This window comes from Streptomyces sp. BE303 (genome assembly GCF_036290945.1).
In the GTDB taxonomy this organism is placed as follows: domain Bacteria; phylum Actinomycetota; class Actinomycetes; order Streptomycetales; family Streptomycetaceae; genus Kitasatospora.
Window position 1 is genome coordinate 61,550 of sequence record NZ_JAQYWZ010000933.1, and the last position, 26,025, is coordinate 87,574.

At 68.0% G+C, this 26,025-nt stretch carries 14 protein-coding genes and 1 pseudogene; 4 read left to right on the forward strand and 11 right to left on the reverse strand.

From position 1 onward, the window contains the following. Positions 1–105: 105 nt before the first annotated feature. Positions 106–1,122: a DUF2332 domain-containing protein gene (locus PUR56_RS38395; protein ID WP_329952374.1), complete on the reverse strand. Its 1,017-nt coding sequence runs from the start codon at positions 1,120–1,122 to the stop codon at positions 106–108. Between the two features lie 141 nt (positions 1,123–1,263). Beyond that, the gene (locus tag PUR56_RS38400) at positions 1,264–1,749 is read right to left on the reverse strand and encodes a nuclear transport factor 2 family protein (protein WP_329952375.1); all 486 of its coding nucleotides are present in this window, start codon (positions 1,747–1,749) and stop codon (positions 1,264–1,266) included. 300 nt (positions 1,750–2,049) lie between these two features. Between PUR56_RS38400 and PUR56_RS38405 the strand changes: the two genes are divergently transcribed. From PUR56_RS38405 to PUR56_RS38415, 3 genes are all read left to right on the forward strand, one after another. Continuing rightward, entirely contained in the window at positions 2,050–3,156 is a 1,107-nt protein-coding gene (locus PUR56_RS38405; protein WP_329952376.1) for a sugar ABC transporter substrate-binding protein, read from the forward strand. Between the two features lie 155 nt (positions 3,157–3,311). Next, on the forward strand, positions 3,312–4,091 hold the full coding sequence (locus PUR56_RS38410) for an ATP-binding cassette domain-containing protein (RefSeq protein ID WP_380357017.1): 780 nt from the start codon (positions 3,312–3,314) through the stop codon (positions 4,089–4,091). Between the two features lie 56 nt (positions 4,092–4,147). Next, on the forward strand, positions 4,148–5,416 hold the full coding sequence (locus PUR56_RS38415) for a sugar ABC transporter permease (protein WP_329885754.1): 1,269 nt from the start codon (positions 4,148–4,150) through the stop codon (positions 5,414–5,416). A 543-nt stretch (positions 5,417–5,959) separates the two neighbouring features. Here PUR56_RS38415 and PUR56_RS38420 read toward each other — a convergent pair. The 9 genes from PUR56_RS38420 to PUR56_RS38460 form a co-directional block, all read right to left on the reverse strand. Further along, positions 5,960–7,963, reverse strand: a complete 2,004-nt coding sequence (locus PUR56_RS38420) for an Hsp70 family protein (protein ID WP_329952377.1) — start codon at positions 7,961–7,963, stop codon at positions 5,960–5,962. Positions 7,964–8,001: 38 nt separating this feature from the next. Beyond that, a complete protein-coding gene (locus tag PUR56_RS38425; protein ID WP_329952378.1) occupies positions 8,002–8,604 on the reverse strand; it encodes a hypothetical protein in 603 nt (200 codons plus the stop codon). Continuing rightward, a complete protein-coding gene (locus PUR56_RS38430) occupies positions 8,601–10,331 on the reverse strand; it encodes a hypothetical protein (protein WP_329952379.1) in 1,731 nt (576 codons plus the stop codon). Before PUR56_RS38430 ends, PUR56_RS38425 begins: the two co-directional genes overlap by 4 nt. A gap of 76 nt (positions 10,332–10,407) precedes the next feature. After that, a complete protein-coding gene (locus tag PUR56_RS38435) occupies positions 10,408–13,884 on the reverse strand; it encodes a UvrD-helicase domain-containing protein (RefSeq protein ID WP_329952380.1) in 3,477 nt (1,158 codons plus the stop codon). Between the two features lie 127 nt (positions 13,885–14,011). After that, positions 14,012–15,667, reverse strand: a complete 1,656-nt coding sequence (locus PUR56_RS38440; RefSeq protein WP_329952381.1) for a serine/threonine-protein kinase — start codon at positions 15,665–15,667, stop codon at positions 14,012–14,014. Positions 15,668–15,744: 77 nt separating this feature from the next. Beyond that, complete coding sequence (locus PUR56_RS38445) at positions 15,745–18,966, reverse strand: type I restriction endonuclease subunit R (protein WP_329952382.1); 3,222 nt, start codon at positions 18,964–18,966, stop codon at positions 15,745–15,747. Positions 18,967–18,978: 12 nt separating this feature from the next. Then, positions 18,979–20,103: a restriction endonuclease subunit S gene (locus tag PUR56_RS38450; protein ID WP_329952383.1), complete on the reverse strand. Its 1,125-nt coding sequence runs from the start codon at positions 20,101–20,103 to the stop codon at positions 18,979–18,981. A 215-nt stretch (positions 20,104–20,318) separates the two neighbouring features. Next, on the reverse strand, positions 20,319–22,349 hold the full coding sequence (locus PUR56_RS38455; protein ID WP_329952384.1) for a type I restriction-modification system subunit M: 2,031 nt from the start codon (positions 22,347–22,349) through the stop codon (positions 20,319–20,321). Beyond that, positions 22,346–24,094: an N-6 DNA methylase gene (locus PUR56_RS38460; RefSeq protein ID WP_329952385.1), complete on the reverse strand. Its 1,749-nt coding sequence runs from the start codon at positions 24,092–24,094 to the stop codon at positions 22,346–22,348. The genes PUR56_RS38455 and PUR56_RS38460 overlap by 4 nt, the downstream gene beginning before the upstream one ends. A gap of 389 nt (positions 24,095–24,483) precedes the next feature. On the opposite strand from PUR56_RS38460, the pseudogene PUR56_RS38465 reads away from it, so the two are divergent. Further along, positions 24,484–26,003: pseudogene (locus PUR56_RS38465) on the forward strand (DUF6119 family protein). Positions 26,004–26,025 lie beyond the last annotated feature (22 nt).

Here is a 26,025-nt window from a genome sequence, read left to right on the forward strand (position 1 = left end):
GACCGGCCCGAGCAGCTGGTCCGTCGCGAGGTTCGGATCGTCCCCGGCCCGGAACCCCGGTGTCCGGTGCGTCCGGGGCCGGGGGTCCTGGGCCGGGGCCCTGGCTCAGCCCCCGGAGGGGAGCCACTCCAGCGACTGGCCGTGCGGGCCGGTACGGGCGAGCGGCCGCTCGTTCAGGGCCAGGGTGAAGAGCAGGTGCTCGGTCGCGGGGACGTCCGGCAGACGGCGGTCCACCTCCGGAAGCACGCCCGGGCCCTCGTTGGAGATCCAGGGGCATGCCAGCTCACGCATCGTGGCGGCGAAGGACTCCCGCTCGTCGGGCGTCAGATAGGCGATGACCGCGCTGTGGAAGACCACCGGCGTCGCTCCCGCCGGGGCGGCCGCCACCAGCTCTCGAATCGTCCCGTTGAGGTCCCCGCGGACCAGCTCGGGCGGCTCGGCGCGGGCGATCCGCACGGCGCCCCGCAGCCGGGCCAGCCGCTGGTGCTGCTCGGGCCAGACCAGGGACTCCAGCCACCGGACGTCCTGCGGGTCGGTGACGTCCAGCGGGTTCAGGTCGACGCCGGCCCGCCACGCGATCTCGGGCAGCCGGACGGGCTCCGGGACGACCGCCCCGCCCCGGTCACCGCCGGGCGGGGCACCGGACCCGCTGCCCGTCGTGAGGCACTCCAGAACGACCGGGCTGTCGGCCGGACCGAGAGCCGTGACAACGTCGCCGTGTCGGTACAGGTAGCGGTACCGGTCCGGATACAGGCAGAGGCCCGCCGAGGCGCCGACCTCGATCAGGGCCAACGGCTGCGGCAACCGGGCGAGCACCGGGAGCAGGGCGGCGCACCGGCCCGGCTCGTTCGTCTGCGTCCGGCGCTCCAGGACGGTGGCGCGCACCCGGGGCCAGTGCCGGGCGGTCCAGTCACGGAAGGCGGACTCGTCGTCGATCGGGCCGCCCAGGAAGCGCACCGCGCCCAGCAGCAGGTTGGGCTGACGCTTGGGCGGCGGGAGTTCGTCGATCAGTGCGAGCAGACCCGTGTCGCCGGAGACGGCCGAGGAAAGCCGTTCGTAGGAGGGGGAGTTGCCCCGCGCCTCCATCGCCGCGAACTGCCGGTACCGCCCCGCCGTGTCCACTTCCCGCCACCCCTCCCGGACGATCGAGCCGACAGCATACGAGGAGCGCCCCGGAGTCCACCACGGGGCCTTCCGGCAGGCCGACGCCGGGCCGGGCCGCCGCCGGAGCCTCCCCCGCCCCCCGTACCGGCAGCTCGCGCGTCACCCGGCCGGGAGTGCCGCGCGGAACGGCCCGGGGTGCCCGATCGGCGGAGCGACGGCCTCGGTGACGCCCTGCTGCCCGAGGACGTCGCAGACCGACGCGAGCAGGGCCGTGTCGCAGTAGATGTGCAGTTCGGTGATCTTCGCCCACTTGATCCGCAGGACGTGCACGCCCTGGTTGGAGTAGTGGTTGCCCTCCCGGTCGGTGAGGTGATCCACCCACTCGACGAACGCCACGGTGTCCCAGGGCCAGCCCTTGGCGACGACCTTCCTCAGCTCGAAGCGCAGGTCGGGCATGACCTCGGCCAGCCTGTCGTACCAGCGCTGAATCTGCTCCGCGTCGTGCCGCCCGCCCGCCAGGGCGTGCGAGCCGGAGAACCAGTGCTCCGCGTCGGGGGCGAACTGCCGGACGATGGCCGGGTAGTTGCCGCGATTGACCTCGGCGAAGGAGTTGCGCAGGTTGCGCCGGACGATGGCGTGATACACGTTTCCACCCCTGCTCGACATGGTGACGACCCGTCATCGACTCTAGGACCTCCCGGCGGCCGACGGCGTCCCGCCCTCCCCGGGCCCGACGCGTTCCACAGCCGCGCAGGGGCGCAGGCGCCCACCGGCCCCGGGCTCCGGCTCCGACTCCGGCTTCCCGCGGCGGAGCGAGGCGGAGCTAGGCGGAGCGACCCGGAGGCACCCGCTCGGCTCAACCCGAATCGTGGTGCGCGGCCGTTGTTCGCAGACTCGATACAGGGGCGGACTCCAGGGTCGGACCCACACGGAAGAGGCATCCTCATGAGCAACGGTCTTCGCCACGTCCTCGCGGTGATCGCGGTGACGTCGGTCGGTCTCGGCCTGGCGTCCTGCGGCAGCGCCAAGGAGTCGACCGGCAGCACGTCCTCGGGCAGCGCGGCGTCGGGCGGGACGATCAAGATCGGCCTGCTGCTGCCGGAGACCAAGACGACCCGGTACGAGCAGTTCGACCGTCCGCTGATCGAGCAGAAGATCAAGGAGCTCGCGCCGAACGCGCAGATCGACTACTACAACGCCAACGAGAACGCGACCACCCAGCAGACCCAGGTCGACACCGCCCTCACCAAGGGCGACAAGGTGCTGATCCTGGACGCCGTGGACTCCAAGTCGATCCAGTCCTCCGTCCAGAAGGCGCACGACGCCGGCGTGAAGGTGATCGCCTACGACCGCCTGGCGCAGGGCCCGGTCGACGCCTACGTGTCGTTCGACAACAAGAAGGTCGGCGAGCTCCAGGGACAGGCCCTGGTGGAGGCCGTCGGCGACAAGGCGAACGCCGGGCAGATCATCATGATCAACGGCTCGCCCACCGACCCCAACGCGGCCGACTTCAAGGCGGGCGCGCACAGCGCGATCGACGGGAAGCTCCAGATCGGCAAGGAGTACGACACCCCGAACTGGGACCCGAACAACGCCAACCAGGAGGCCGCGGCGGCGATCACCGCGATCGGCGCCCCGAACGTCGTGGGCGTGTACTCGGCGAACGACGGCATGGCCGCCGGCATCGCGACCGCGCTCAAGGCCGCCGGCCTCAGCGTCCCGCTGACCGGCCAGGACGCCCAGCTCGACGGCGTCCAGCGGATCCTGGTGGGCACCCAGACCATGTCGATCTACAAGCCGTTCAAGCCGGAGACGGACGCCACGGCCCAGATCGCGGTCGCCTTCGCGCAGGGCAGGACGCCCGATCCCGCGCTGCTGCCGACCACCGTGACCAACGGCAGCGGCAACTCCGTGCCCGCCAACCTGATCACCCCGATCGTGCTGACCAAGGACAACATCAAGACCACGGTGGTCGCCGACGGCCTCTACACCCCGCAGCAGATCTGCACCGCCGACTACGCCGCCGCGTGCGCCGAGGCCGGCATCTCCTAGCAGCACGCCGCCCGGCCCACCCGGCCCGCCCGGCCCACCCGGCACCGGCCCCGGCCCCGACGCCCGGGGCCTGCACCCGGCCGCACCACACGGCCGGCCCCCCGAATCCGTAGACGCCCCGCCCCCGCCCGGGCGGGGCAAGGGAGTTGGTCACTGTGGCAGGTGAGACCGTCCTGGCCCTGCGCGGGGTCTCCAAACGGTTCGGCGCCGTGCAGGCGCTCACCGACATCGAACTGGAGGTGCACGCCGGCGAGGTGCTCGCCCTGGTCGGCGACAACGGCGCCGGCAAGTCGACCCTGGTCAAGGCGATCGCCGGGGTGCACCAGCCGGACGAGGGCGTCATCGAGTGGAACGGCAGGCCGGTCTCCATCCACCGGCCCCAGGACGCCCAACACCTGGGCGTCGCCACCGTCTACCAGGACCTCGCGCTCTGCGACAACCTCGACGTGGTCGCCAACCTCTTCCTCGGCCGGGAGATCCGGCGCTTCACCGTGCTCGACGAGGTCGAGATGGAGAAGCGCTCCCGCGAACTGCTGGACACGCTCTCCATCCGCATCCCCAGTGTCCGCATCCCGATCGCCTCGCTCTCCGGCGGCCAGCGCCAGGTGGTGGCGATCGCCCGCGCGCTGATCGGCTCGCCCAGGGTCGTGATCCTGGACGAGCCGACCGCCGCGCTCGGCGTCGAACAGACCGCCCAGGTGCTCGACCTCGTCGAGCGGCTGCGCGACAAGGGCCTCGGCGTGATCCTGATCAGCCACAACATGGCGGACGTCATGGCGGTCGCGGACACCGTCGCGGTGCTCCGCCTGGGCCGCAACAACGGCGTCTTCGAACGGCGCTCCACCACCCAGGAACAGATCATCTCGGCCATCACCGGTGCCACGGACAACGCCGTGACCCGTCGGCAGGCCCGTGGCACGGAGGGCACCCAGTGAGCGACGACACCCCGGGCGGCGAGCAGCGCCGCCACGTCCCGCTGCCCGAGGACAGCATGCCGAAGGGGGGCGTCAACGCACCCGTCCCGGTGGCGCCCGAGGCGACCCCCGCCGTCGACCCCAGGCTGATCGTCCGCCAGGAGGGCGTCAAGGGCTACCTGGGCGAGTTCCGCCGCCGCCTCGGCAGCGGCGAACTCGGCTCGCTGCCGGTCGTCCTGGCCCTGATCGTCATCTGGGCCGTGTTCGGCAGCCTCAACAGCAGCTTCCTCTCCGCGCAGAACCTCTCCAACCTGTCGCAGCAGATCGTCGGCACCGGCATGATCGCGATCGGCGTCGTCTTCGTCCTGCTGCTCGGCGAGATCGACCTGTCGGTCGGCTCGGTCAGCGGCCTGTGCGCGGCGATCTTCGCGGTCATGAACGTCACCCACGGCGTGAACCAGTGGGTGGCGCTGATCGTGGCCGTCGCCGGCGGCGCCGTCGTCGGCCTGATCCAGGGCCTGTTCTTCGCCAAGGTCGGCGTGCCCGCCTTCGTCGTCACCCTCGCCGGCAACCTCGGTTGGAACGGCGCCATGCTGCAGATCCTGGGCTCCAGCGGCACGGTCAACCTCTCCGGCAACGACATCGTCTCCAGGCTGTACAGCACCATCTACGGTCAGCAGGCCGCCGCGTACGGCGCGGCCCTGGTCGGCGTCGCCCTGTTCCTCCTCGCCACGCTGGTCGACACCCGCCGCCGCCAGCGCGCCGGAGTACCCTCCCGGCCGATCGTGGACATCGTGCTGCGCACCGCGGTCCTGGCCGTCATCGCCTTCCTGGCGGCCTACACGCTCAACCAGTACAAGGGGCTCCCGCTGGCCCTGCTGATCTTCCTGATCTTCATCGTGGTGCTGGACTTCGTGCTGCGCCGCACCCGGTACGGCCGCCAGGTGTTCGCCCTCGGCGGCAACATCGAGGGCGCCCGCCGCGCCGGCATCAACGTCTCCTGGATCCGGATCAGCGTCTTCGTCATCTGCTCGACGATGGCGGGCATCGGCGGCCTCTTCCTGGCCGCGCAGATCCAGTCGGCCAGCCAGACCTCCGGCGGCGGCAACCTGCTGATGAACGCCATCGCGGCGGCCGTCATCGGCGGCACCAGCCTCTTCGGCGGACGCGGCAAGACCTGGTCGGCCCTGCTCGGCGCGCTGGTGATCGGGTCGATCCAGTCCGGCATGAACATCCAGGGCCTCAGCAACGCCATCCAGTTCATGATCACCGGTGCGGTCCTGCTCGCCGCCGTCGTCATCGACTCCCTGGCCCGCCGCACCCAGCAGGCCGCCGGCCGCGCCTGACCCCGCACCACCCCGCGCACGCAGAAGCCCGGGTCGGATACATCCGCCCCGGGCTCCGTCCGAGCCGCCTGCGGGATTCGAACCCGCGACCTACGCATTACGAGACCACCAGCGATCGTGGCAGCTGGTCCCGTCTCGTGCTCCGCAGTGCCGTTTTGCCTGCTCAGAGCGCATGCGGCCATCCAGCTCCGTCCACCTGGTGTTACCTCGTCCGAAGGCGTCCGGCCACACACCGGCCGCACATGGCCATACCAAGGCAACCCGTTCGGCCCACACCCGGCATGTGGGCGTTCCACAACCGACACCCGTGAAGCTGACCGAGGCGGGGGCGAGGCCGAGTCTGGCGCGGACCTTGGGGTCGGCGTCAGCCCCGTACCGGGCGATCTGCGCGAGGGGCGGGCTCCCGCTGAGCGCCCGGGCCAGCAGCACGCCGAATGCGATAGGGACGCCCACGCGGCCAGCAAAGACCGGGCACGGCGATCAGTGTCTCGGAGTGCATCTCGATGGTCGAGCTCTCCGCGCCCCCTGGGCCGCGTGACATCCTCAGTCCCGCCTCCGCGGCGCCACGCAGGTCCGTTCAGTGAAGAACCAGACCCCTTTGGAGCAGGTGGCGCCCAGCACCCTGCCCTTCTCCCGAAGCCACGGATAGCGGCTTTGCAGCTCCACGAAGTTGTCGTTCGTCACGACCATCGCACCGGATTCGTCCGCGATGACCGCAACGAGGGCATCGCCCTTGCCCTCGGTACCAGCCGGCGGCTGGATGATGTCTCCCTTACTGAGGGCTGCCGCCACGGCTTCACGTTCCGCGTCTACAACCTTGTGCCGGAAGCTGGCGTCGACGACGACGTGAACGTCAGCCTCGGGGTACTTCTTGGCCAGTGCCGCCCGTGCAGACTGGAGCTGAGCGAAGCTCGGATGATCGTCGTCTTCGTAGACACCCGGGCGTACCGGTGAATGACCGATCCAGGCAAGGTTGGAGCCGTCGACGACCAGGGTGTGCGGGCCGCTGTCGAGCGTAACCGGCCGCGCCTTCAGCGGCGCGGGAACGGGGCGGACGCCTGCGATCGAGGCAATCGTCCGGAGGGGGCCCGGATTCGAGTTGCCCTTCAGCAGACGGTCCAACTCCTCCCGGACCTCGGGCGTGGGGCCGCCCGAACCGAAGCTCTCGACCTCTTGGTTGACCACGACCTCGCCCGTGTGCTCCAGGGTGGCCTTGACATGGAGCAGGCCGTTGGAGTCGTAGGTGTACTCCAAGTCGAAGCGGGACTCGTCGCGGACCCGTGGCGTGGGGTACGTGAGGGTGAGCTCGGTGAGCAGCACGTTGTCGCGGTGGGCGAGTTCCTTGTCAGGATCACCCTCCCAGATCTCCACTGACAGCTTTCGTGCGTGGTCCTGGTGCGGCGTGTAGCTCTTGCGCTCCTTCCAGGGCAGCGGCGAGTTCCTGGGGATGATCTGGCTGAACTGCTTGCGTCCCGAGGAGTCCTTGACGCTCGTGCCGAGTGCATGGCTGGTGGCGACCTGGATGACTCCTTCGGTCTCACCGGCGAGCACAGCCGCCGCAATCGACGCGCCGCGTGCGACCGCTGTCATCGGGTCGCACAGTTCGGTGGGCACGGGATCCGTCTGGAGTGCTTCGGCGACCGCGGCCCGCACACTGGGTATCTGGCTCGTACCGCCGATCATGAGGATCTCGTCCACGTCGAGCGGGGCCATGTGCAGGTCCTTCAGGCACTGCTCCACGGGTCCAAGGGCCCGGTCGACGAGGTCTCCGATCGCCTCCTCCAACTCGCCCTGGTGGATCTCGACGCCGACACCGTCAGGAGTGATCACCGTGACGAACGGCTGGGAGGAGAGCAGGATCTTGTTCCGCTCCACGTCCAGCCGGAACTGTCTCTCCTGCGCCGGAGTCCAGGCCCTTCGCGCGGGCGCTCGTTCGAGGACGAGTTCACGCAGCCGCCGGTCGATCTCCAAACCGCCAAGCTCCGTCACTCCGCGTGACGCACGCTCCTCGAAGAACCCATCCGTGTAGTCGAGCACGGTCACGTCAATGGTGCCGCCGCCCCAGTCGAAGACCAGGATCTGGGAATCCTCGCGGAAGTCGTGGACGTAGGAGATGGCAGCCGCTGTCGGTTCGTTGAGCAAGGCCTGGACCTCGATGCCGGCGAACCGTGCCGCTGCCCTGGTCCGGTACCGGGCTGCACCCGTTGCGTTCGCGGGCACAGTGATGACAGCGCGATCGATGTCAGTGAGGTTGTGCTGGGCGCCGTCCCGCATGGCGGTAAAGACACCCGCCGCGACGGTGGTCGCCGCGAAGCGCCTGCCCTGGATGGTCACGTACTCGTCGCTCTTGAGGAGTCGCTTGCAGGCTTCGGCCGCTTCCTCGGAGCGGAGCTTGGCCTCCCAGCCGAACAGCGGGCCACGACGGAGCGAGCTGACGCCCACGACAGAGGGGAAGAGCTGCTCGAAGCCCGGCCGCCGCCAGTCGGCGTCGATGTGGTGGGCATCAAGCGGCAACACCTCGGCGTCGTCGCCCTGCCACTGGGCCACGACGGAGTTGGTCGTACCGAAATCGATTCCTGTCGCCGTCACTTGGCCTCGTCTCCCACCGCATCCGCCGCACTGGTCCCGTCCTGCTCCGGCAGGGCCCTCCAGGTTGGGATTCGGCGCAGTTGACCGGCGAGCAGCAGCTTGTCCGTTGCTTGGTCCACGTAGGCCGGCCGGACGAGTTCGAAGCCCTCGCCTTCGCCCTCGACGACGACGAAGAGCTCCTGCTCGTCGGCCTCCTCTACCACCCGGACCCCCATGTCGATGAGGGAGGCGCGCACCGCTCGGCGGATGGCCTTCGCTCCCTGTTCAGGCGAGCTCGCGAGGATATCGGTCTCGACCAGCCGTGCGATGTGCTCGTCCCGAGTCCGGAACGCCTCAAGCACGCCCTGACGCAGCGCCGCGTTGACACTGGCGGGGGTGGGGCGGATATCCGGCGGAAGCTGCGAGATCAGTTCCGAAGCCCGCTCGGTGAAACGGGCGAGGAGCTGCGCCGGATGAAGGAGTTCCTCCGGCCTGAGGGTGCGCAGTTTCATGTCCGCCGCGAACTCCCTGTTCTCCTTGCGGTGTATCCGCCCCGTGGGCTTCTTGGGCTGTCCGGCCGCGTTCTGGCTGCTCTTGCGGTGTGCGGACTTGCTGCTCATGAAGTCGTCCTGTGGTCGTGATCGGGGCGCCGGGGCGCGGTCAGGAGGGTAGGTAGGAGGTCGGCGAGCGCACGGTCACGTACTGTAGCGAGGTCTACGGCGGCTCGGTGCGTGGTGCGACGCGGCATCGCGGCAGGGGGAGGCGCCAGGGATACCGGTCTCGCCGTCGGTAGTCGCAGGGATACGGGATCCAGCGGCAGTACGAAGAAGCCGGACCAGTCTTCGGTCCGCTCGGCCTGCTCGATCCGGCGTTTCGCCCAGTTGGCCCGCGCCGCCAGGTCGAGGTCGTCCCCGCCGGCCCGCCTGCGCTCGCGCCATCGGTGCTTCCACTGCTCACTCTTGTGCGGCAGCCCCAGCTCCAGATACGGATTGGCGGGCTGATCCCGATCATTGCGCTTGGTCCCCCGCCGGCGCTCCAGAAGAGTCAGGTTCTCCTCGACCCGTTGGTCGGTTCGGGCTACGCGCGCCAGCGAGACGTAGGCCAGGTCGAGGTTGTCATCGAGCAAGGCGAGGTAGGCGAACATGTTCCATGCCTCGGCCGCTTGCTCGGGCGGCCCGCCTTCATGATCGACAAGCTTGTCGACCTGTGCCTGGGCTTTCTTCCTCTCGCCCCGGCGGATGAGGTCGTAGGCGTGCCGCAGCGCCACGAGGGCATAGAACGGTCCACGCGCCGGATTTACTGCGGCCCTCGGCTCCCAAAGTGCGCACATCAGCCGCCACAGCCCCCGATCGGCAGGGATGTCCGGATCCCAGGAGCCCGTCGTGGCGCCGTCCCGCACCTTGCGCAGGCGAAGCAGCAACTCGCGAGGCAGCAGTTCCTCGAGTTCCTTGAGGACGTTCGTCTCACCATCCGTGACGCGCAGGAGCAGGTCGTAGAGGCTGCCTGGCGCCGGCTGGAGCGGCTCGCCCGACAGGAACGCCTCCCGCTCGCCGGGCTCGTCCCAGCCGAGCGAGCGGGCGAGAGCAGCATTCGCTTTCTCCGGTGCGAGCCTGGCGAGGAGGTAGCTCTGTTCGCCGACGTCCGCCCGCAGGGTCCACGGCTGGTGGCCGCGGTCCAATACGCCCGCCTCGATCAGGTCGTCGATGATGCCAAGAGGTGCCGAGGGCATGATTGCCCTCAGGTGGCGCGGGGTCAGCTCGCTCAGGTTCCTCCGAGCGAGGGCCTGCTGAAGCGCGAAGGCCCCGGTAGGGTCCTCCTCGGGGCGGAGGAGGCCGTTCGTGTCAAGGTCTACCGCCGGGTCCGCGCCCGCGATGAGCGCGAGACGGCGCTCACCAGCCGGAGAGAGCCAGGGCAGGCCGACTTCGTGGACGGCGGAGAGCACGGCGGCCGTCTGCGCGACGGCCCGGCCCGGTTCGGCGGCTTCGAGCAATTGCTTGACCGCGGGTAGAAGTTGAGGCGTCGGCTGTCCGTCCAGACACGCACGAATAGTGTCGGCGCCCCAGCGCAGGGTTTCGTCCTCTGTGTCGATGGACTCCAGCAGCTCCCGCAGCATGTCCTCGACACGCGCCACCGCCTCCGCGCCGAAGACCCCGGCCCTGCGCCATTTGCGCAATGCGAATCCGTCGACCACTTCCTCGGGACCGGTGGTCGCGGCAGAGCGGCGGGCGGACCGCCGTGCCCGCCAAGCCTCGACCATCTCAGCGCGCGTCATCGACTCCGTGAATGGCGGTTTCCCCGCGCCGGATCCGCCGCCGAGCCGATTGACCGAAACGTCTTCGCTCCCCATCCGACCGTTTGTCTCCCGTGTTCGAAACTCGCGTCGTATTTTGGCAGGTCCTCTCGCGGTGGCGGGAGGGGCCTCGTTAGCGCACGATGTGCCGCGCGCCCGGTCCCGCCCAGAGCCCGTCGGCGCGCCAGGCGAGGAGCACACTGAAGGCACCGTCGACCGCGTCGGCGACCCACGGCTCCACCGGTTCGCCGCCCAACACGACGACGAGGAACTCCACCTGGCCCTCCGTGCGCAGATGGGACACCTCCATGAGGTGGAGTACTGATTCTCGGATGGATGGGTATGTCCTGTCCTCGCTGCCCAGTACGTCGAAGAGCACGGTGCCGTCAGCGCGTGTGCACCATGCGTCCACGAAGGCGCTCTCCCCGACCTCCGGCGCGCTGTCGTAGAGGTCGGCGAGCAGGCGGTGCCGGAGCGATTCGTGGGACCGATCCGCTCGCGATGCCACCGTGCGCGCGAGCACCAGGCGCTCCAGGTCACTTCGCGTCTCCTCCGCCCCTTCCTCTTCGACGGGTTGGGGTGCCGGTTCGGCGGTGGACATGGTCGCCCTTCGGTCGGGGAAGGCCGGCGGTCTGCGGTAGTCCGTACCGGGTTCGCGCACGGTGATCAGGGTGTGGCCGTCGGGCGAGAGCCGCCACTGAAAGCGACTGCCTTCAACGACGACACAGGTCTCGACCAACTCGATGTCCGCGGTCCGCAGATCATCGGCAAGCGCTCCACGCATTGCTCGTACGAAGGCGTCATCGGCCACATCGCGAGTCTGCCCCAGCCGCTCGTATCCGGCGCAGGCCGAGGCGGTGGCGCGCACCGCTCCTGCGTCGACCAGACGGACCAGTTCCTCGTCACCGAGCGGCGGTCCGCTCTCCCGCTCCGGCGCGGTCAGCACCGATCTCCGCTTGGCCCGGGCCTCCTTGCCCACCCGGGACTCGACGCCCGCCTCGAACTGCGCGAAGCTCCGCTCCGCGTGCACGGCATCGTAGCCCGTGATCGTGTCGGCCTCGGGACTGAGCACCAGGCGGAATCCCCCGAGGTCCAGCACCCAGGTGCCGTCTGCGGCGCGCAGGTGCCGGGCCCGTTCGACGAATGGGACCAGCATGGCGTGCAACTCCACCGCCGCTTCGCGCAGGCTGCCCCGGTGTCGTGCGACGAAGGCCCCGCACGCCCCCGAGCTGACCCGTACGGCGGCACAGCGCCGCGCGTCGAGTTGGAGTCGGCCCTGCTCCCGCGCACCGGGGAGTGGAGCAAGCTGCCGGGGCCGGACCACGGCCGCCGGTTCAGCGGTGCGGAAGCCCCCACAGGGGGCCGTCCTGCACCACTTGTCCGCGTGGTGGGTGGAATGGGTGCATGGGGTGCCATCGGCGAAGTACCGGTTGCACTGGCTCGCCTCAGGATCCTCGGCAGAGCCCTCTATGTCACGCGAGGAGGGAGCAGGTGTGGCAGTTGGCGCAGGAAGCTGGTCCGGGCCGCCGATCTGCGGGGGCAGGGGCAAGGCGTGGACGATGGTCAGCGACTGGGTACACCGCGTCAGTGCGACATACAGATGCCTCAGGCCTACGGCTTCGTCTGCGACGATCGCGGCAGGCTCCACCGCGACGACGTGGTCGAATTCGAGGCCCTTCGCCTCGGCCGGGGTGAGGACGGCAAGGTTCCCGGGACTCTCCGGACCGAGCGCACGAATCATGTCGGCGGCCCATGTACCGCTCGGCGGCACGATCACGCCGATCGAGCGTTCATCCGCTCTGTCAGGCGCGCTCGTGCGCAGCCGCGTCACGACCTCGGCGGCCAGTGCGCCCACATCCGCCCCTTGGACCACATCGACGTCCGTGCCGGTAGCACGTACCGAGTCGGGCACTGCCACGCCGGGCGCGCAGTGCTCCCCCAGCCGGGCGACGAAGTCCATGACCTCTCCCGGCACGCGGAACCCCGTGAGCAGCTGCGTGGTCCGCCATCCGTCCCGGCCGGCGAGCACCTTCCCGAGTCCGTCCCAGTCCCGGTGAAGGTAGGGCCCGGTCGACTGTGCGAGGTCGCCGAGCACCGTCATCGAACCGCTGGGGCAGCGACGTGCCAGGGCCCTGGCCTCCATCGGCGTGACGTCCTGTGCTTCGTCGATGACCAGGTGCCCGTACACCTTTTGGGGGCGTCCGCCCAGTACGTACGCCAACTCGTCGAGAAGGACCAGGTCTTCGCGGCTCAGATCGCTCCGCGAGCGCGCCGTACGGCTACCTGGGCCAGCTCCGGGGCGGGGTGCGGTGAGCAGGTCCTGTTCGGCGGTCGACAGGATGCCCTCGGCGGCGCGGCCAAGGGTGGCCCCGCCGAAGAACAGGCCACGCAGCACGGCCTGGGCCGCCAGGTTGGGGCAGATCCGCTTGAGGAGGCGCACAACGGGGCGTGCCTTGGCCATCTCGGCGAAGTAGTCAATGTCGGCGGGGCCGGGCAGCAGTCCGACGTAGACATCGGTCAGATACTGCGTGATCCGCTGTACGCACCGCTCCCGCCGCACCTGGTAGGGGCTGTCGCCTGCCAGCGCGCCACCAGCGATCTCCGCTATCTCCTCCACAGGAACAACGACTTCGCGCCGGTTCAGTTCGAGGGTGAAGACCGGCCCGCCGACGAGTGCGGTCAACCGTTCCACCGAGCTTGTCGTCTCACAGTCGACGGCCCTGCGCAGCACCTCAGCCATCCGCGGATCAGCCTTCAACGCGGCGACCGGACCGGGGTCTCGGGGCAACTCTCCCGCCGACCAGAGCGCGGGCAGTTCGAGCATCGACACGTCGTCGCTGCCGAGTTCGGCCAGAGTGACGCCCACGTAGTCGAGGAATCCTCGGTTGGGGCCGATGACGAGGATTTCCTTTGCGGTCCGGTGCCGGTTGTCCAGCAGCCAGGTCACCCGGTGCAGGCCGACCGCCGTCTTGCCCGTGCCCGGCCCGCCCTGGATCACGAGCGCGCCTGCGGGCTCCTCCGCGACGAGCCGGAGCTGCTCCCGCTGGATGGTCTCGACGATGTCGTGCATCGAACCGTCGCGCGCGCGGTCCATCTCCTCGAGAAGTGGATCGCGCCACGCCGATTCCTCAGTCGCCGTGTCCGGTGCGGCGATGGGCACCACCGGTGGTTCCGCCTCCGATCCGTGGAGATCGAGATAGCGCTTCACCTCCTGCTGATCGCAGACAATCTGACGTAACAGCAGCACATGCCTCGGATCCTGTTCGCTGGTCAGCCGCCAATTGACCGCGGCCTGTGAACTCCAGGAGACCACGACGGGATTCCGCTGCTCGTCGCGCACCAGGCGGCGCCCGACGTAGAACGTCTCGCGGCCCTCACCCTCGTCGACGTCGGTCCTCATGAAGACGAGGGACTTGCCTCCGATGTCGAGGGACGCCAGCTCGCGCTCCCAGGCCCGCCTGGCGTCGATGGAGTCCTTGCCGCTGGCTGCGGCGTCGAGGCCGCTCAGCTCCGACGCCTCCTGCCGGGCCCGCTCCAGGCAGGAATACGCGTGGTCGACCGCGCGCTGCTCGGCAGCGAGCACGGCTGCGCGTCGAGTGCGCTTCGGCATCTTCGTTCTTCCCCTCCTTCATGTGCAACAGACCTGCAGCGCCTTCGCCTCCCCCGGCGCAACAGGCCAGTTCTCGTGAACGTGCTCGTCCACCGCTCACTGCGCAACGGAGGGATGCCATGGCTGATCAGACCAGGTCCTGGCGAAGGCGGCGGAGATAGGCGTCGATCTGCGCCAATCCGGGCCAGTCGCTTCCCCTAAGGCGGGAGGTTTCCGACCGGAGCCGCTCTCCGAGGTCCAGTGCCTTGGGGAGGCTTTCCGTCGTGGCATACAGACTCATCAACCGCGCGAGGGCATCGAGGTGGCGGTTGACGGCGTCCTCGTCGTCCTCGTCGGGCATGATCTCGCTGATCCGGTCGAAAGCTCGGATGGCAGCGGTAGCTTCGCCGAGTTCCATCCGGCACTGCGCTGCGTAGTACCAGCACAGTTGGGCCTGCTCATCACGGTCGCCGTAGCGGTCGGCGTAGTGGTGGGCAAGCGGCTCGAAGAGCGCGAGGGCCTCACGGTGGCTCCCGGCCAAGAACTTCACCTGGGCGAGGCTGAACTGCATATCTTCCCTGAGGTCCGGGTCAGCGGCCCTTGCGATGGCCTCGGCCAATGCGTCGGCAGCCTGGGTGAACTGGCCCTCCTTGGCCAGGCCCGCTGCCCGGGCGGAGACCGCGTCCGCCTCTTCTTCAGTCAGCGCGGCAGGGCCTGTCGCCGGCTCCTGCGACACCGCTACCGGTGAGGGCGTGAACGGTGTGGGAACCACGACTGTGGGTGTGTACGACGCGGCGCTACTTGGGCTGTGCGCCCGGCCCCCGAAGGGTCGCAGGAACGGCAGACGTGGGTCCAGGACTCCCCCGTCGACCCCTGTCGGGGTGCCGATGGAGGCGTAAACGAAGGGCAGGAGGGCGTCGTAGACCTCCATCGCGTCCACACGCTGCTCGGATTCCTTGGTGAGCATCGCCAGCAGGAGCTTCTCGATGTCGGCCGGCACGTCCGGTCGCAGGGTGCGGATGGGCGGAGGCGGGGTGTGAACGTGGTGCCACATGTGGGAGCGGCTGTCATCAGGGCTGAACGGCGGCTTGCCTGTGAGCAGTTCGTGGAGCACGCAGGCGAGGGCGTAGACGTCGGCGGCGGGGCCGACGGCGTTGGCCAGGCTCTGCTCGGGGGACATGTACGGCGGGGTACCCACGGTCATGCCGACCTGGGTGAGGCGGGGCAGGGTGCCGACCCCGCGCAGGGCGGCGACACCGAAGTCGAGGACCTTGACCACGCCTCCGGGGGTGAGCATCAGGTTGGACGGCTTGATGTCGCGGTGGACGACATCGCGACGGTGCACGGTGTCGAGGACGGAAGCGATCTGGGCACCGACGGCCGCGGCCCAGGAGACGGAAACCGTCTCGCAGTCGTAGTCGGTCTCGTCGATGAATGTCTGCAGTTCGCGCCCCTGCAGGAGCTGCATGACGACGAACAGCCGTCCGCTGGCCTCGTCGGTGCCGGTGTCGTAGACCGCTGGCACACCCAGGTGCTCGATGCCGGCGGTGATTTGGACCTCGCGCAGGAAACGGGCACGGCGGGTCTGCAGGGTCTCAGCAAAGGCTGCGCCATGGAACCCGGGCGGAGTCGGGCTCTCGGCCAGCATCATCTTCACAGCGACCCGGCGGTCCAGGCGTTCGTCGTAGGCCTGCCAGACCTCACCCATGCCGCCCGCGCCGATGGGCGTGTACAGCCGGTACCGACCCGCGATCACGCGGGCCGGTACGTCGGCGTCGAAGCTCGGCGTGCCACCCTGCACCATGCGAGGTGTCCCTTTCTGCGTGGCCGGAGCGTGACCACCCAGACCCGGTTCTTGTCATATTTGCTGCCGAGCTCAGGCTATGCGGACGGCGGCTCCGCCCGCTGGCTTCCGGTGGACTTGAGCTCGGCCGCACGCTGCTCGATTGCCCGACGCTCGGCCTCGCGTCGGACCGGGCGCCGGATGAGCTGGTACGCCTGCTGGGTCGCGACCTGCTTGAACAGACGGTTGACGTTGGCGTCATCGAAGTACCGAACCATCAGGGCGTCGTTGGACGCCGCCTGGTCGATGACGATCCGATCGAGGTCCTTCTCAAGTTCCCCCCCAAAGACGTCCTGCTCCTGGTTCAGGGCGATGGCTCGGAGTTCAGGGTCCTCGCTGACGGCGACCACAAGCTGGCCGAGCAGGATCTGGTCGGTGGTGGACAGCCCGGTTCCGTACTCGTCGTTGACAGACTGGATCACCTCGGCCAGTGACATCTCCTCCGCTTCGGCCACTGCTCCGGCGCCCTCGGGTGCCAGGCCAGGCAGGACCTGCGCGCCCGCTGCCTCCAAGCGCAGCTCAGGGTTGCCCGTCTGAGTGATGCGCATGTGACTTGGGGCGACAGTCCCTATGTCAGCACCGGCGCTGCGAACGGGCGCGGGCAGGCGGCGCAGCAGGAAGCGCCCGTACTGGTAGAGCCGTTCCAGCTCCAGGTTCTCGAAGCCGATCACGTGGGAGAGCCAGCCGTACGCCTTGGTGTAGGACTCCAGGGCGCGGCGGAACTCGGCGGCGGTGTCGGGTTCGGTGGCGTTGAGTGCGTTAAAGCGGTCCAGGGCCGGCTGGAGGTAGCCGTAGAGTCGGGCGTGGGCCTTCATGATGGCCGTGTCGGTCGCCGTTCCGCCCTGGAAGGCGGCGAAGTACGCCGTGACGAACGCGTCCATCTCGGCCTGCACCAGGAGCTGGTAGGCCATGACCTCGCGTTCGCGGTCGAACAGCAGGTTGGGGTCGGTGGGCTCGCTGATCGACGCCTCGTAGTACTGCTGGAACGCCTGTTGGATGTCCTCGGGCCGGTTGGCGAAGTCGAGGATGAACAGGTCCTCGGTGGTCTTGAGGGGGTGGGTGCGGTTAAGCCGGGACAGCGTCTGTACTGCGGCCAGCTTCACCAGGACCTTGTCGACGTACATGGTGGTCAGCAGCGGCTGGTCGAAGCCGGTCTGGTACTTCTCGGCGACGACGAGGATGCGGTGTTCGGGCTTCGGGACGGACGGCGGGTTCGGGTCGTCAGCGCGGGTGTACCCGAAGCGGGTGGGAAGCTCCCGCTCGGGGAAGCCATTGAGCTTGACCTCGGTGTACTCGATCCCGTCGACGGTCAGCGCCCCGGAGAACGCAACCAGGGTGCCGCAGTCGGTGAAGCCGCGCTGGTCGATATAGGCGCGCATGGCCTGGTACAGCCGTACGGCGTGGTCACGACCGGAGGTGACCACCATCGCCTTGGCCCGCCCGCCGAGGCGCGGGCTGGAGTGCGAGCGGAAGTGGTCAACGATGATCTTCGCCCGGGAGGCCATCGACGCTTCCGACATCAGCGCGGCCCGCACCAGCTTCGAGCGGGCTTTGCGCGGGTCCACCTGCTGCTCCGCCTCTTCGGCGGCGGCGTCCTGGAGCTTGAAGTACGTGGCGTAGGTGATGTAGTTGCCGAGCACGTCGAGGATGAAGCCTTCATCGATGGCCTGCCGCATCGAGTAGATGTGGAACGGCCCCTTCTCCTGCTCGCCCGAGGCGGGATTGACGTAAGGGGTGCCGAAGAGGTCGATCGTCTTCGCCTTGGGGGTGGCCGTGAACGCGAAGAAGGAAAGGTTCGGCTGCTTGCCGCGCGCCAGGGCCGCAGCCGTCAGCGGGTCGCCGTCCTCGTCCACCGCGTCCGAGCCGAGACGGCCCAGCGCCTTCTTCAGTGCCGCCGCGCTCTCTCCACCCTGCGAGGAGTGCGCCTCGTCGATGATCACCGCGTAACGCTGGCTGCCCAACCCCGCGACCTTGTCCAGGACGAAGGGGAACTTCTGCACCGTGGTGATCACGATCCGAGCCGTCGGCCCAGTCAGCGCCTCCGCGAGCTGCTGGGAGTTCTCGTCGATCCGCACGACCACGCCAGCCTTGTGGTCGAACTGGTAGATGGTGTCCTGAAGCTGCTTGTCCAGTACCCGCCGGTCGGTGATGACGATGACCTTGTCGAAGACCAGCTTGTTCGCCCCGAGACCGGAGGCGAGCGCGGCAGGGGCGATCTGGCCGGGGTCGTGGGAGGTGTGCAGGCTGGACAAGTGGTGCGCGAGCCAGGCGATGGTGTTGGATTTGCCCGAGCCGGCGGAGTGCTGGATCAGGTAGTTCTCCCCCGCCCCGTGGCGGCCCGCGTGCGCGATGAGCTTACGCACCGCATCCCACTGGTGGAACCGCGGGAAGATCAACGGCTGCGTGTGCGCACTACCGGGCTTGTGGGACGGTGCCCGGCCGGCCTTCGCGGCAGCATCCTCGACGTGCAGGAACCGCTGCAGCAGCTCCAGCCAGTTGTCCCGGGCCCACACCTCGTCGAAGAGATAGGAGGTGGGGTACTTCCCGTCGGTCGAGGGTGGGACGTTGCCCGCACCGCCGATCTGGCCCGGACCGCCGGAGCCGGTGTTGAAGGGGAGGAAGCGGGTGGCGTCGCTGGCGAGGCGGGTCGTCAGAAATGCCAGCGTCGGATCGACGGCAAAGTGGACCAGGCTGCGCTTGACGAAGAACAGTTCCTTCGGGTCGCGGTCGCGGCGGTACTGCCGCTTGGCGTCCTCGACGGTCTGGCCGGTCAGTCCGTTCTTCAACTCCACCGAGGCGACGGGCAGTCCGTTGATGAAGAAGGCTATGTCGAGGCTGTCGACCGGGCGCGCGGCGGAGTAGTGGAACTGGCGCACGAAGGTGAGACGGTTGGCGTCGTACTCGGCCAAGGCGTCGGCCGCGAGGGTGTGCGCGGGACGGAAGTACGCGAGCTGGATCTTCACGTTCCGGTCATTCACGCCCCGACGCAGCACATCCAACAGGCCGCGCGAGTCGATCTCCCGAGCCACCCGCTTGGCGAACCGGCCGATGGCCTGCTCTTCGTCCTCGCCGTAGGCGGCTTGGAGCGCCAGCCACGCGTCGTTCTGCGACGCGCCGAGGAACGCGGCCAGCTCGGAGGTGTCGATGCCGAGCGTGGGGTTGTAGGTGTTCGACAGCCCGCGCTGCCAACCGCTGCGCAGCAGCGCCGCTTCCACGGCGTTCTCAAATGCTTTCTCGGTGTATACGCGGGCGTCGTTCATCTGAAATCCCCCTCAGAGATCGCGGTCGTGCGCGGGGCGGGCGGTGGTGACGTCGAGCTGGCCGGTGACAGCGGCGGTGACGAGCGCTTGGCGGCGTTCGCCCAGGAGTGCGATCTGGCGCTTAACGGCGTCAGCTAGTCGGTCAATACGTTGATTCTGATCGCGAATATTCTTCAAGACCCGGCGCTGTTCCGCCAGGTCAGGAAGAGGAATGCGCAACATTTGAAGGTCAGGCACATAAATGGTCTTGTGGGTGGAGCCCATGGCAAGCCGCCCGAGGAGGTCTTGACGCATGGCGCGCAGGCACCACAGGAGGTAGTACGGATCCAGGAGGGGGCCACAAATCCACGTAGCAAAGTCCTGACTGGTCGCCATTTCTTCACCCATGACAGCCGAGTAGCCCGCCGATGCGGTTCGACAGAGAACCACCGTCCCGGGTGGGCAGAGCTCGGCGGAGCTGTTTTCCAAGCCGAGCTTGCTGATCTTTTCGCGGGTTTCAGTAATCTCTTCACGCCGATCGTCGCGAACCTGACTGACTTCACCCGTAGTGATCCACGGAATAGTGCAGTCGATCCACCACTCAGGACGAGACCTGCTCGGAGTGTGGCCGCTACCCATGCGTGCCACCAAGCCCAATCTCACTTCGCTCCAGTGGGCGGGAAGAGTGTTTGCCCATGCAAGCGCGGACGCTCGCTGATCGGGATGGTGAGCCCCGGTGACTGCGGCAATCACCCCGGCGGTTCTCCGCTCAATCAAGGTGGCAGAAACCCGTTGCTGGGTTTCGACCAGCCGGTCAATCCGCCCAGTTTCAACGTCAAGGAAGTTAGCAATTCGGCACTGCTCATCAAATCCCGGATACGCCCAGGGAGAGGAAAAGAACGCCCCAGAATCCAAGTTCTGAATACCGGTAGTCTGCTTGATTGCACTTTGCGTGAGGCCCTGCGCATAAGCAGTAGCCAGGGCGTAGGACAGAAATCGCGGATCCGTACGCTCAGCCGGAGTAACTCGAGCGCAGAAATTGGAGCAAACGGCAGCCTCTGCTCCCGTGAACAGTACGGCCATCCCTACAGGCTGCTTTTCTCCACCCCCAGACTTCTCAAGGATCAGGTCGCCCTCGCGAAGCAAATTCTTGCGCAACGATTTTGCATCGACGCTACGTAGGGGAGCACCGTCAAGCAGAGCCAGGCGTGCAGACCGATCAAAGTCCGCAGCCCGAACGCAGCGCACATCCGTGCCATCGCCCGCTGGATCGTCGCCCCACGTGCCGTTTGTCGTCGAGCTCGTGAGATTCTTAATCCGGCCTCGCGTCCAGTGCGACGGAGACTTGCCGACCCAATCTGTAACGGAACTTGTCACTGCGTGATCTCTCCCAGCAATGCCTGGATCTCGGACTCAAGTCCCTTCAATTCCGCGTCGATTTCCACGAGTGGCCTCGGTGGCGTGTAGACGTAAAAGTGGCGTGTGAAGGGAATCTCATACCCCATTTTGAACCGATCCATCTCTTTCGTCCTGGGGTTGCGGGTCTCCGCGATCCAGGCGTCCGGGACGTGGGGTAGCACCTCGCTGGCGAGGTATTCGTCGATGTCCTCGCCGAGCGGGACGTTCTCGTTGTCGCGCAGGTCGGGGTCGGGCTCGGGCTTGCCCTTAACAAGCTGGACCTCGCCTTCCGGATCGGTCACTCCCACGGCGTCACGCAGAGCCTTCTGGAACGGCGCGGCGGAGGGCCCCAGCACACCTCCGGCCACCATCGCCTTCCGCAAGGCGTCCCATGTCTCGGCCTTGGTGGACCACTGCGACCCCAGCAGCGGCTTGAGCGCGTCCAGCAGCAGCTCGACCGCCGCCTCGCCCCCGACTGCCTTCTTCACGGCGGCCGACGCGCCGAGCTGGGCAAGGCTGTCATCGGTCAGCTCGAAGCGGAGCTTGAGCGGCCGGTCCACTGCGATGCGCTGGTAGCCGAAGTCTCGGTTGGCGAAGACCTTCACCCGCGCGTGATCCGGATGGCCTTCGTCGCCAGCGATGCTGAGCGCGTCGCGGTAGGTCGCGCAGATGTGCCCGATCTGGGCCCGAGTCATCCTCTTGCGCTTCTCACCGAGGGACTTGCCCATCTTGGTCCACTGGTCGCGGGCGTCGAGCAAGATCACGCGGCCCTTGCGATCCGCAGGCTTGCGGTTGGTGACGATCCAGAAGTACGTGGAGATGCCGGTGTTGTAGAAGAGCTGGTCCGGGAGGGCGATGATCGCCTCCAGGTAGTCGTGCTCGATGATCCACCGGCGGATCTCTGATTCGCCAGACCCAGCGCCACCGGTGAACAACGGGGAGCCGTTGAAGACGATGGCAAGGCGGGTACCGCCTACCTCATCGCCTGCCGTGTCCTTCTTGAGCGGCTGCATCTTGCTCATCATGTGCTGCAGGAACAGCAGCGAACCGTCATTGATCCGGGGCAGGCCGGCTCCGAAGCGGCCGTCGTATCCGCGGTCCTCGTGCTCCTGACGTACGACCTTCTCGACCTTCTTCCACTCCACGCCGAAGGGCGGGTTGGCGAGCATGTAGTCGAAGGTCTCACCCTCGTGGCCGTCCTGGCTGAAGGAGTTGCCGAAGCGGATGTTCTTGGCGGTGTGGCCCTTCAGCAGCATGTCGGAGCGGCAGATCGCGTACGACTCGGCGTTCAGCTCCTGTCCGAACAGGTTGACGCGCACGCCCGGGTTCAGCTTGCGGATGTGTTCCTCAGCCGCCGAGAGCATGCCGCCAGTGCCGCAGGCCGGGTCGAGGATCTTGATGACCTGGCCCTGCTTGGTCAGCCGATCGTCGTCTGGGGCGAGCAGCAACTCGACCATCAGCTCGATGACCTCGCGCGGGGTGAAGTGCTCACCGGCGGTCTCGTTGGAGGCATCAGCGAACTTGCGGATCAGCTCCTCGAAGACGTAACCCATGTCGTGGTTGTCCACGGCCTCGAAGCTCAGATCCAGGCCGGCGAACTTGCGCACCACCTGGTAAAGCAGATCGGCGTTGTCCAGACGGTCGATCTGAAGGTGGAACTCGTAGCGATTGATGATCTCGGTGGCCTCCGAGGAGAACCCCCGGATGTAGTCCTTGAGATTCTTCGCCACGTTGGCCGCGTCGCTGCTGATCGTGTCGAAGGTCTGCTCGGAAAGGTTGTAAAACTTGAGCTTGGAGGCCGCCAGCAGCAGTCCGTCCTTGTTCTCACCCGTGTAGGAGGCCGCACGGTCCCACACCGCCTGGCGGGTCGGGGCCATGACGCAGTCCAACCGGCGCAGCACTGTCAGCGGCAGGATGACCTTTCCGTACTCCGAGCGCTTGTAGTCCCCGCGCAGCAGATCGGCCACCGACCAAATGAAGTCGGCCAGTTCCTGGTTCTTGCTCAACGTGTCCTGTCCTCTCGCCCCACTGCGGTGTCTCCATCGGTCGTCGTGCTCTGGTGTTCAGCGTCGCCGCTGCCCCGCGTCGGCGGCGGATCGAACGCGCCGCCGGTGAGGCCGTCGCGGGCCAGCCGCGCAGCCCGGCCTCCTATCCTGGCGAGTTCGGCAAGTTCGCGCTCGAACGCACCCAACGAGCGAAAGGCGTCGCCGTAGCGGTGCTGTCGTTCGACATCCATGCGGGGCAGGCGCGCCGCCTGCAGGTCCGCTCGGAACGTACCCGAAGAGGACGTGCTACGACGGGCATTCGCCGCGCTACTGGCGAAGCCGCGCACATAGTCAGGGTCCAACTGGTCACTGAGGGAGGTAAGTTCCTCACCATCCAGACTGACCAGGCCGGCGGCCAGCAGATCGCTCACCGCCATCGGAACGCCATCGTCCAGGCTGTCGACCCCACCTCGCAGCGGGAGGTCGGGAAGCAGCGCCTGCAGGCGACTCAGGCGCGCATCCAGTTCCTCGCGTAGCGCGGCGTACTCCATCGCGTAGTCGGGTTCCGGCTCGCGTACGTAGCGGCTGGGCGTGAGATCCACCTCGCTGTCCAGCAGATCGATCAACGGCACCTCCGCCTCTTGGTGCGGTTGCGGCTCCCACGGTCCGTCCGGGCTGTTGGTGCTGAGATCCACCATGCGTACGATCCCGGTCCCCCGCCCAGGGCCCGAGGGACGGCTCAGCAGCCACAGGTGCAGCGGAAGTGCGTGACCGGCAGCGAGGCCCGGCGGCAGAGCCACCACCGCGGTGACGCAGCCACGACGGACCAACTCCGCCCGGATTCTGCGGCCGGAGCGGCGATGGGCGACCGATGCCGGCAGGGCTACCACTGCTCGGCCCCCCGGGGCCGTGTGGTGGTAGCAGTGTTGAAGCCAAGCGAGTTCGCTCTCCCCGCGTGAGGGCACGCCCGCCTCCCAGCGCGGATCGATGAGCAACTGCTCGCGGCCCCAGTCGGCCACAGCGGTTGGCGGCTCGCACACAACCAGGTCCGCGCGGAGGTTGGGGAAGGCGTCTACCCGCAACGAGTCGCCCTCCACAATCTGAACCGACGCCGCCCCGGCGGCCGCCAGGGTCGCGCGCACTCGGGCAACCCGCGTCGCTTCCATCTGAGTGTCCTGCCCCTGCCTGCTCCCCACCGCACCGCCGCCCGCCGCGACTAGAAGCGAGCCAATGCCGCACGCCGGGTCGAAGACGGTGCCAGAGGTCTCACCAGCGAATTCTCGGACAGCACGAGCGAGCCGCAACGTCGAGGCCCCATCCAACGCGGCGCGCGCGGTGGACTCCAGCAACCGGGAAACGAGTGCGTCCATCACCTCAGTGGGCCTGCGGTCAGCAATCAGCCCGTCCACCGCTTCGCGGGCGGCCTGGTCGGTCAACTCGCCCGGAACGCCTCGGAGATGGTCCCCAACAGCAGCCAGCGCCCTGACCATCTCTTCACCGTAGGCGCCACGCAGCGCCTGCCAGAGCCGAACCTCCCCTGTGACCTCTCGCCCTTCGCGCTGATCTTCCAGCCACAGCCGTACCTCGGCGAGCGAGAACAGGGGACTCGCCGAGGTGCCGCCGGCGGGTGCGGGGAAGTCCGAGCGACGCCGACGCCAGTTGGACACCGCGGCGCGCGTCACGCCCGCCAACCGCGCGATCTCCGCAGCGGTCACCTTGGCATCGGATACCTCGTTTCCTCCAGTCATGCCACGATCGTACACCATAGTGCCATCCTTACCAAGTTACATTCAGTTGACGGCGCTAACATGCTCCTGTTCACTGGGGACCACGCGCCAGGCACATCGTCCGACGCGCCGCACAACGCCCAGCCCACCGGGACCACCGCGTCCGGAACATCTGGTCATGAGCGCGAACCACGCGGATCCAGGAGGCCGGCCCCGAGGGCGTCGACCTCTGACACCTCGACTCAAAGGAGCAGGACGTGACCGCCAAGGACAAGAACAGCACCGGCACCCGGAAGTCCACGCTGCACCGGCTCACCCTTCCCGACGGAGGCGAGGTAGAGCTCCGCGCCCTCGTACGTCCCCACTATCTCGACCGCCCCGGATACCAGGTCCGCGAGTTCGCCCGGGAAGGCGTCACGGGGCTGCTGGTGAACGGCGGTATCCCCCGGGAACGTGCGGACTGGTGCGCGGCCGTCGAGCGGATCACCGGCCTGGCAGTCAGCGAACGGAATCACTCCGCTGCGGGCCTGGTGCTCATGCGCACCGAGCGGGGTCTGTACGCCCTGAGTTATGGGGTCGGTCAGCACATGCTGGACCCGTACTACCGCGATGACGAGTTCGGCCTGGAGTTCGCCACCCGCTGCCTCGACGAGGACGGCATCATCAAGGTGCGCAACCAGATCATGGACGGACGGGGGCGTGTCGACGAGTACTCCGTCGCCCGGGGGAACGGATCGACGGCTTCGGGCTTGACCGGTTCGGCACCGTCGTCCGCCGCATCTGTGGAACGGTCAGCGGCATCCCGTTGGCTTCGCTGCCTTCTGGTACCTCCAAGCATGTTCGGGTCGAGTGTTCCGAGTCGACCATCAAGCTGCCGCTGGCCACCACCCCGGAGGAATTCCTCAACGATCTGCGCGCGATAGAGGAGGTCTGCTCGCGACCGGATCCGCTGCCCGAGCTGCGCTTTGTCGATCGGCTCCGAACGCTGGACAACCGCAGCCGCAAGGCGGTAGACGCCCAGGCAGTCCTTGAGGGCATGCTCGCCGACCCGAATCACCCGCGGCTCACGCTGGGGGTTCCGGAGAGCTGCCAGGAGGGCTTCGGGTCTGCCCAGGCGTTCCGGATCAGCTCGGGCAGCCGCAGCATCGACGTCACCGAACTGGACCTTCCTGCCCTCCTTGAGTTCGTCTCGGAGAAGCCCGAGGGAGAGCGGGGCAAGGCGTTCGGCCGGGTACGGGTCGTCATGTTCAGCGACGACGACCTGAAGACGCCGGCTGGCGCCGCGACCACGGGCAAGGAGTGGCTCGTCGCTGACGTCCCCGTGGGCACCAACCGGTACTTCTACGGCCACGGCAAGTGGTACGAGGTGGGAACCGGATTCCTCGAAACACTGGAGGAGGAGCTTCGGGAGCTGCTGGGCAAGCAGCCCAGCGTCCAGCTGCCTTCCTGGCCGAAGGGAGTGCCGGCCGCCAAGAGGCGGGATTCTCACGATGAGGACTGGTACAACAAGCAGGCCGCGAGCCAGGAGGGCTACCTCCTCTTCGACAAGAAGAACATCGTCACGGACAAGTTCAACGGTGGCGGGCTGGAGATCTGCGATGTCCTCGGCCCGGACAACCAGCTGATCTGCGTCAAGAAGGCCACCACCAGCGACGGCACCGCGCCGCTGAACCACCTGTTCGCCCAGGCCGTCACCGCCGTCGAGACCCTGCGCAGCGACGAAGCCATCCGCAGCGCCTTCCTCGGGCAGGTGGCCGACCGCACTCCCGACCACCGCCTCCTGAGCGACTTCGGGACGTTGAAGGTCGTCCTCGCGATCCTTCTCAAGGATGGCAAGGAAATCACCGTCGACTCGCTCTTCGCCTTCGCCCAGGTCTCCCTCCTCCAGGCGGCACGTCGCTTGCGAGCGATGAACGCGGAGGTTGAGGTCGTCGCAATCCGTCGCTGAGCCCGCCCCGGCGCTCCCCGAG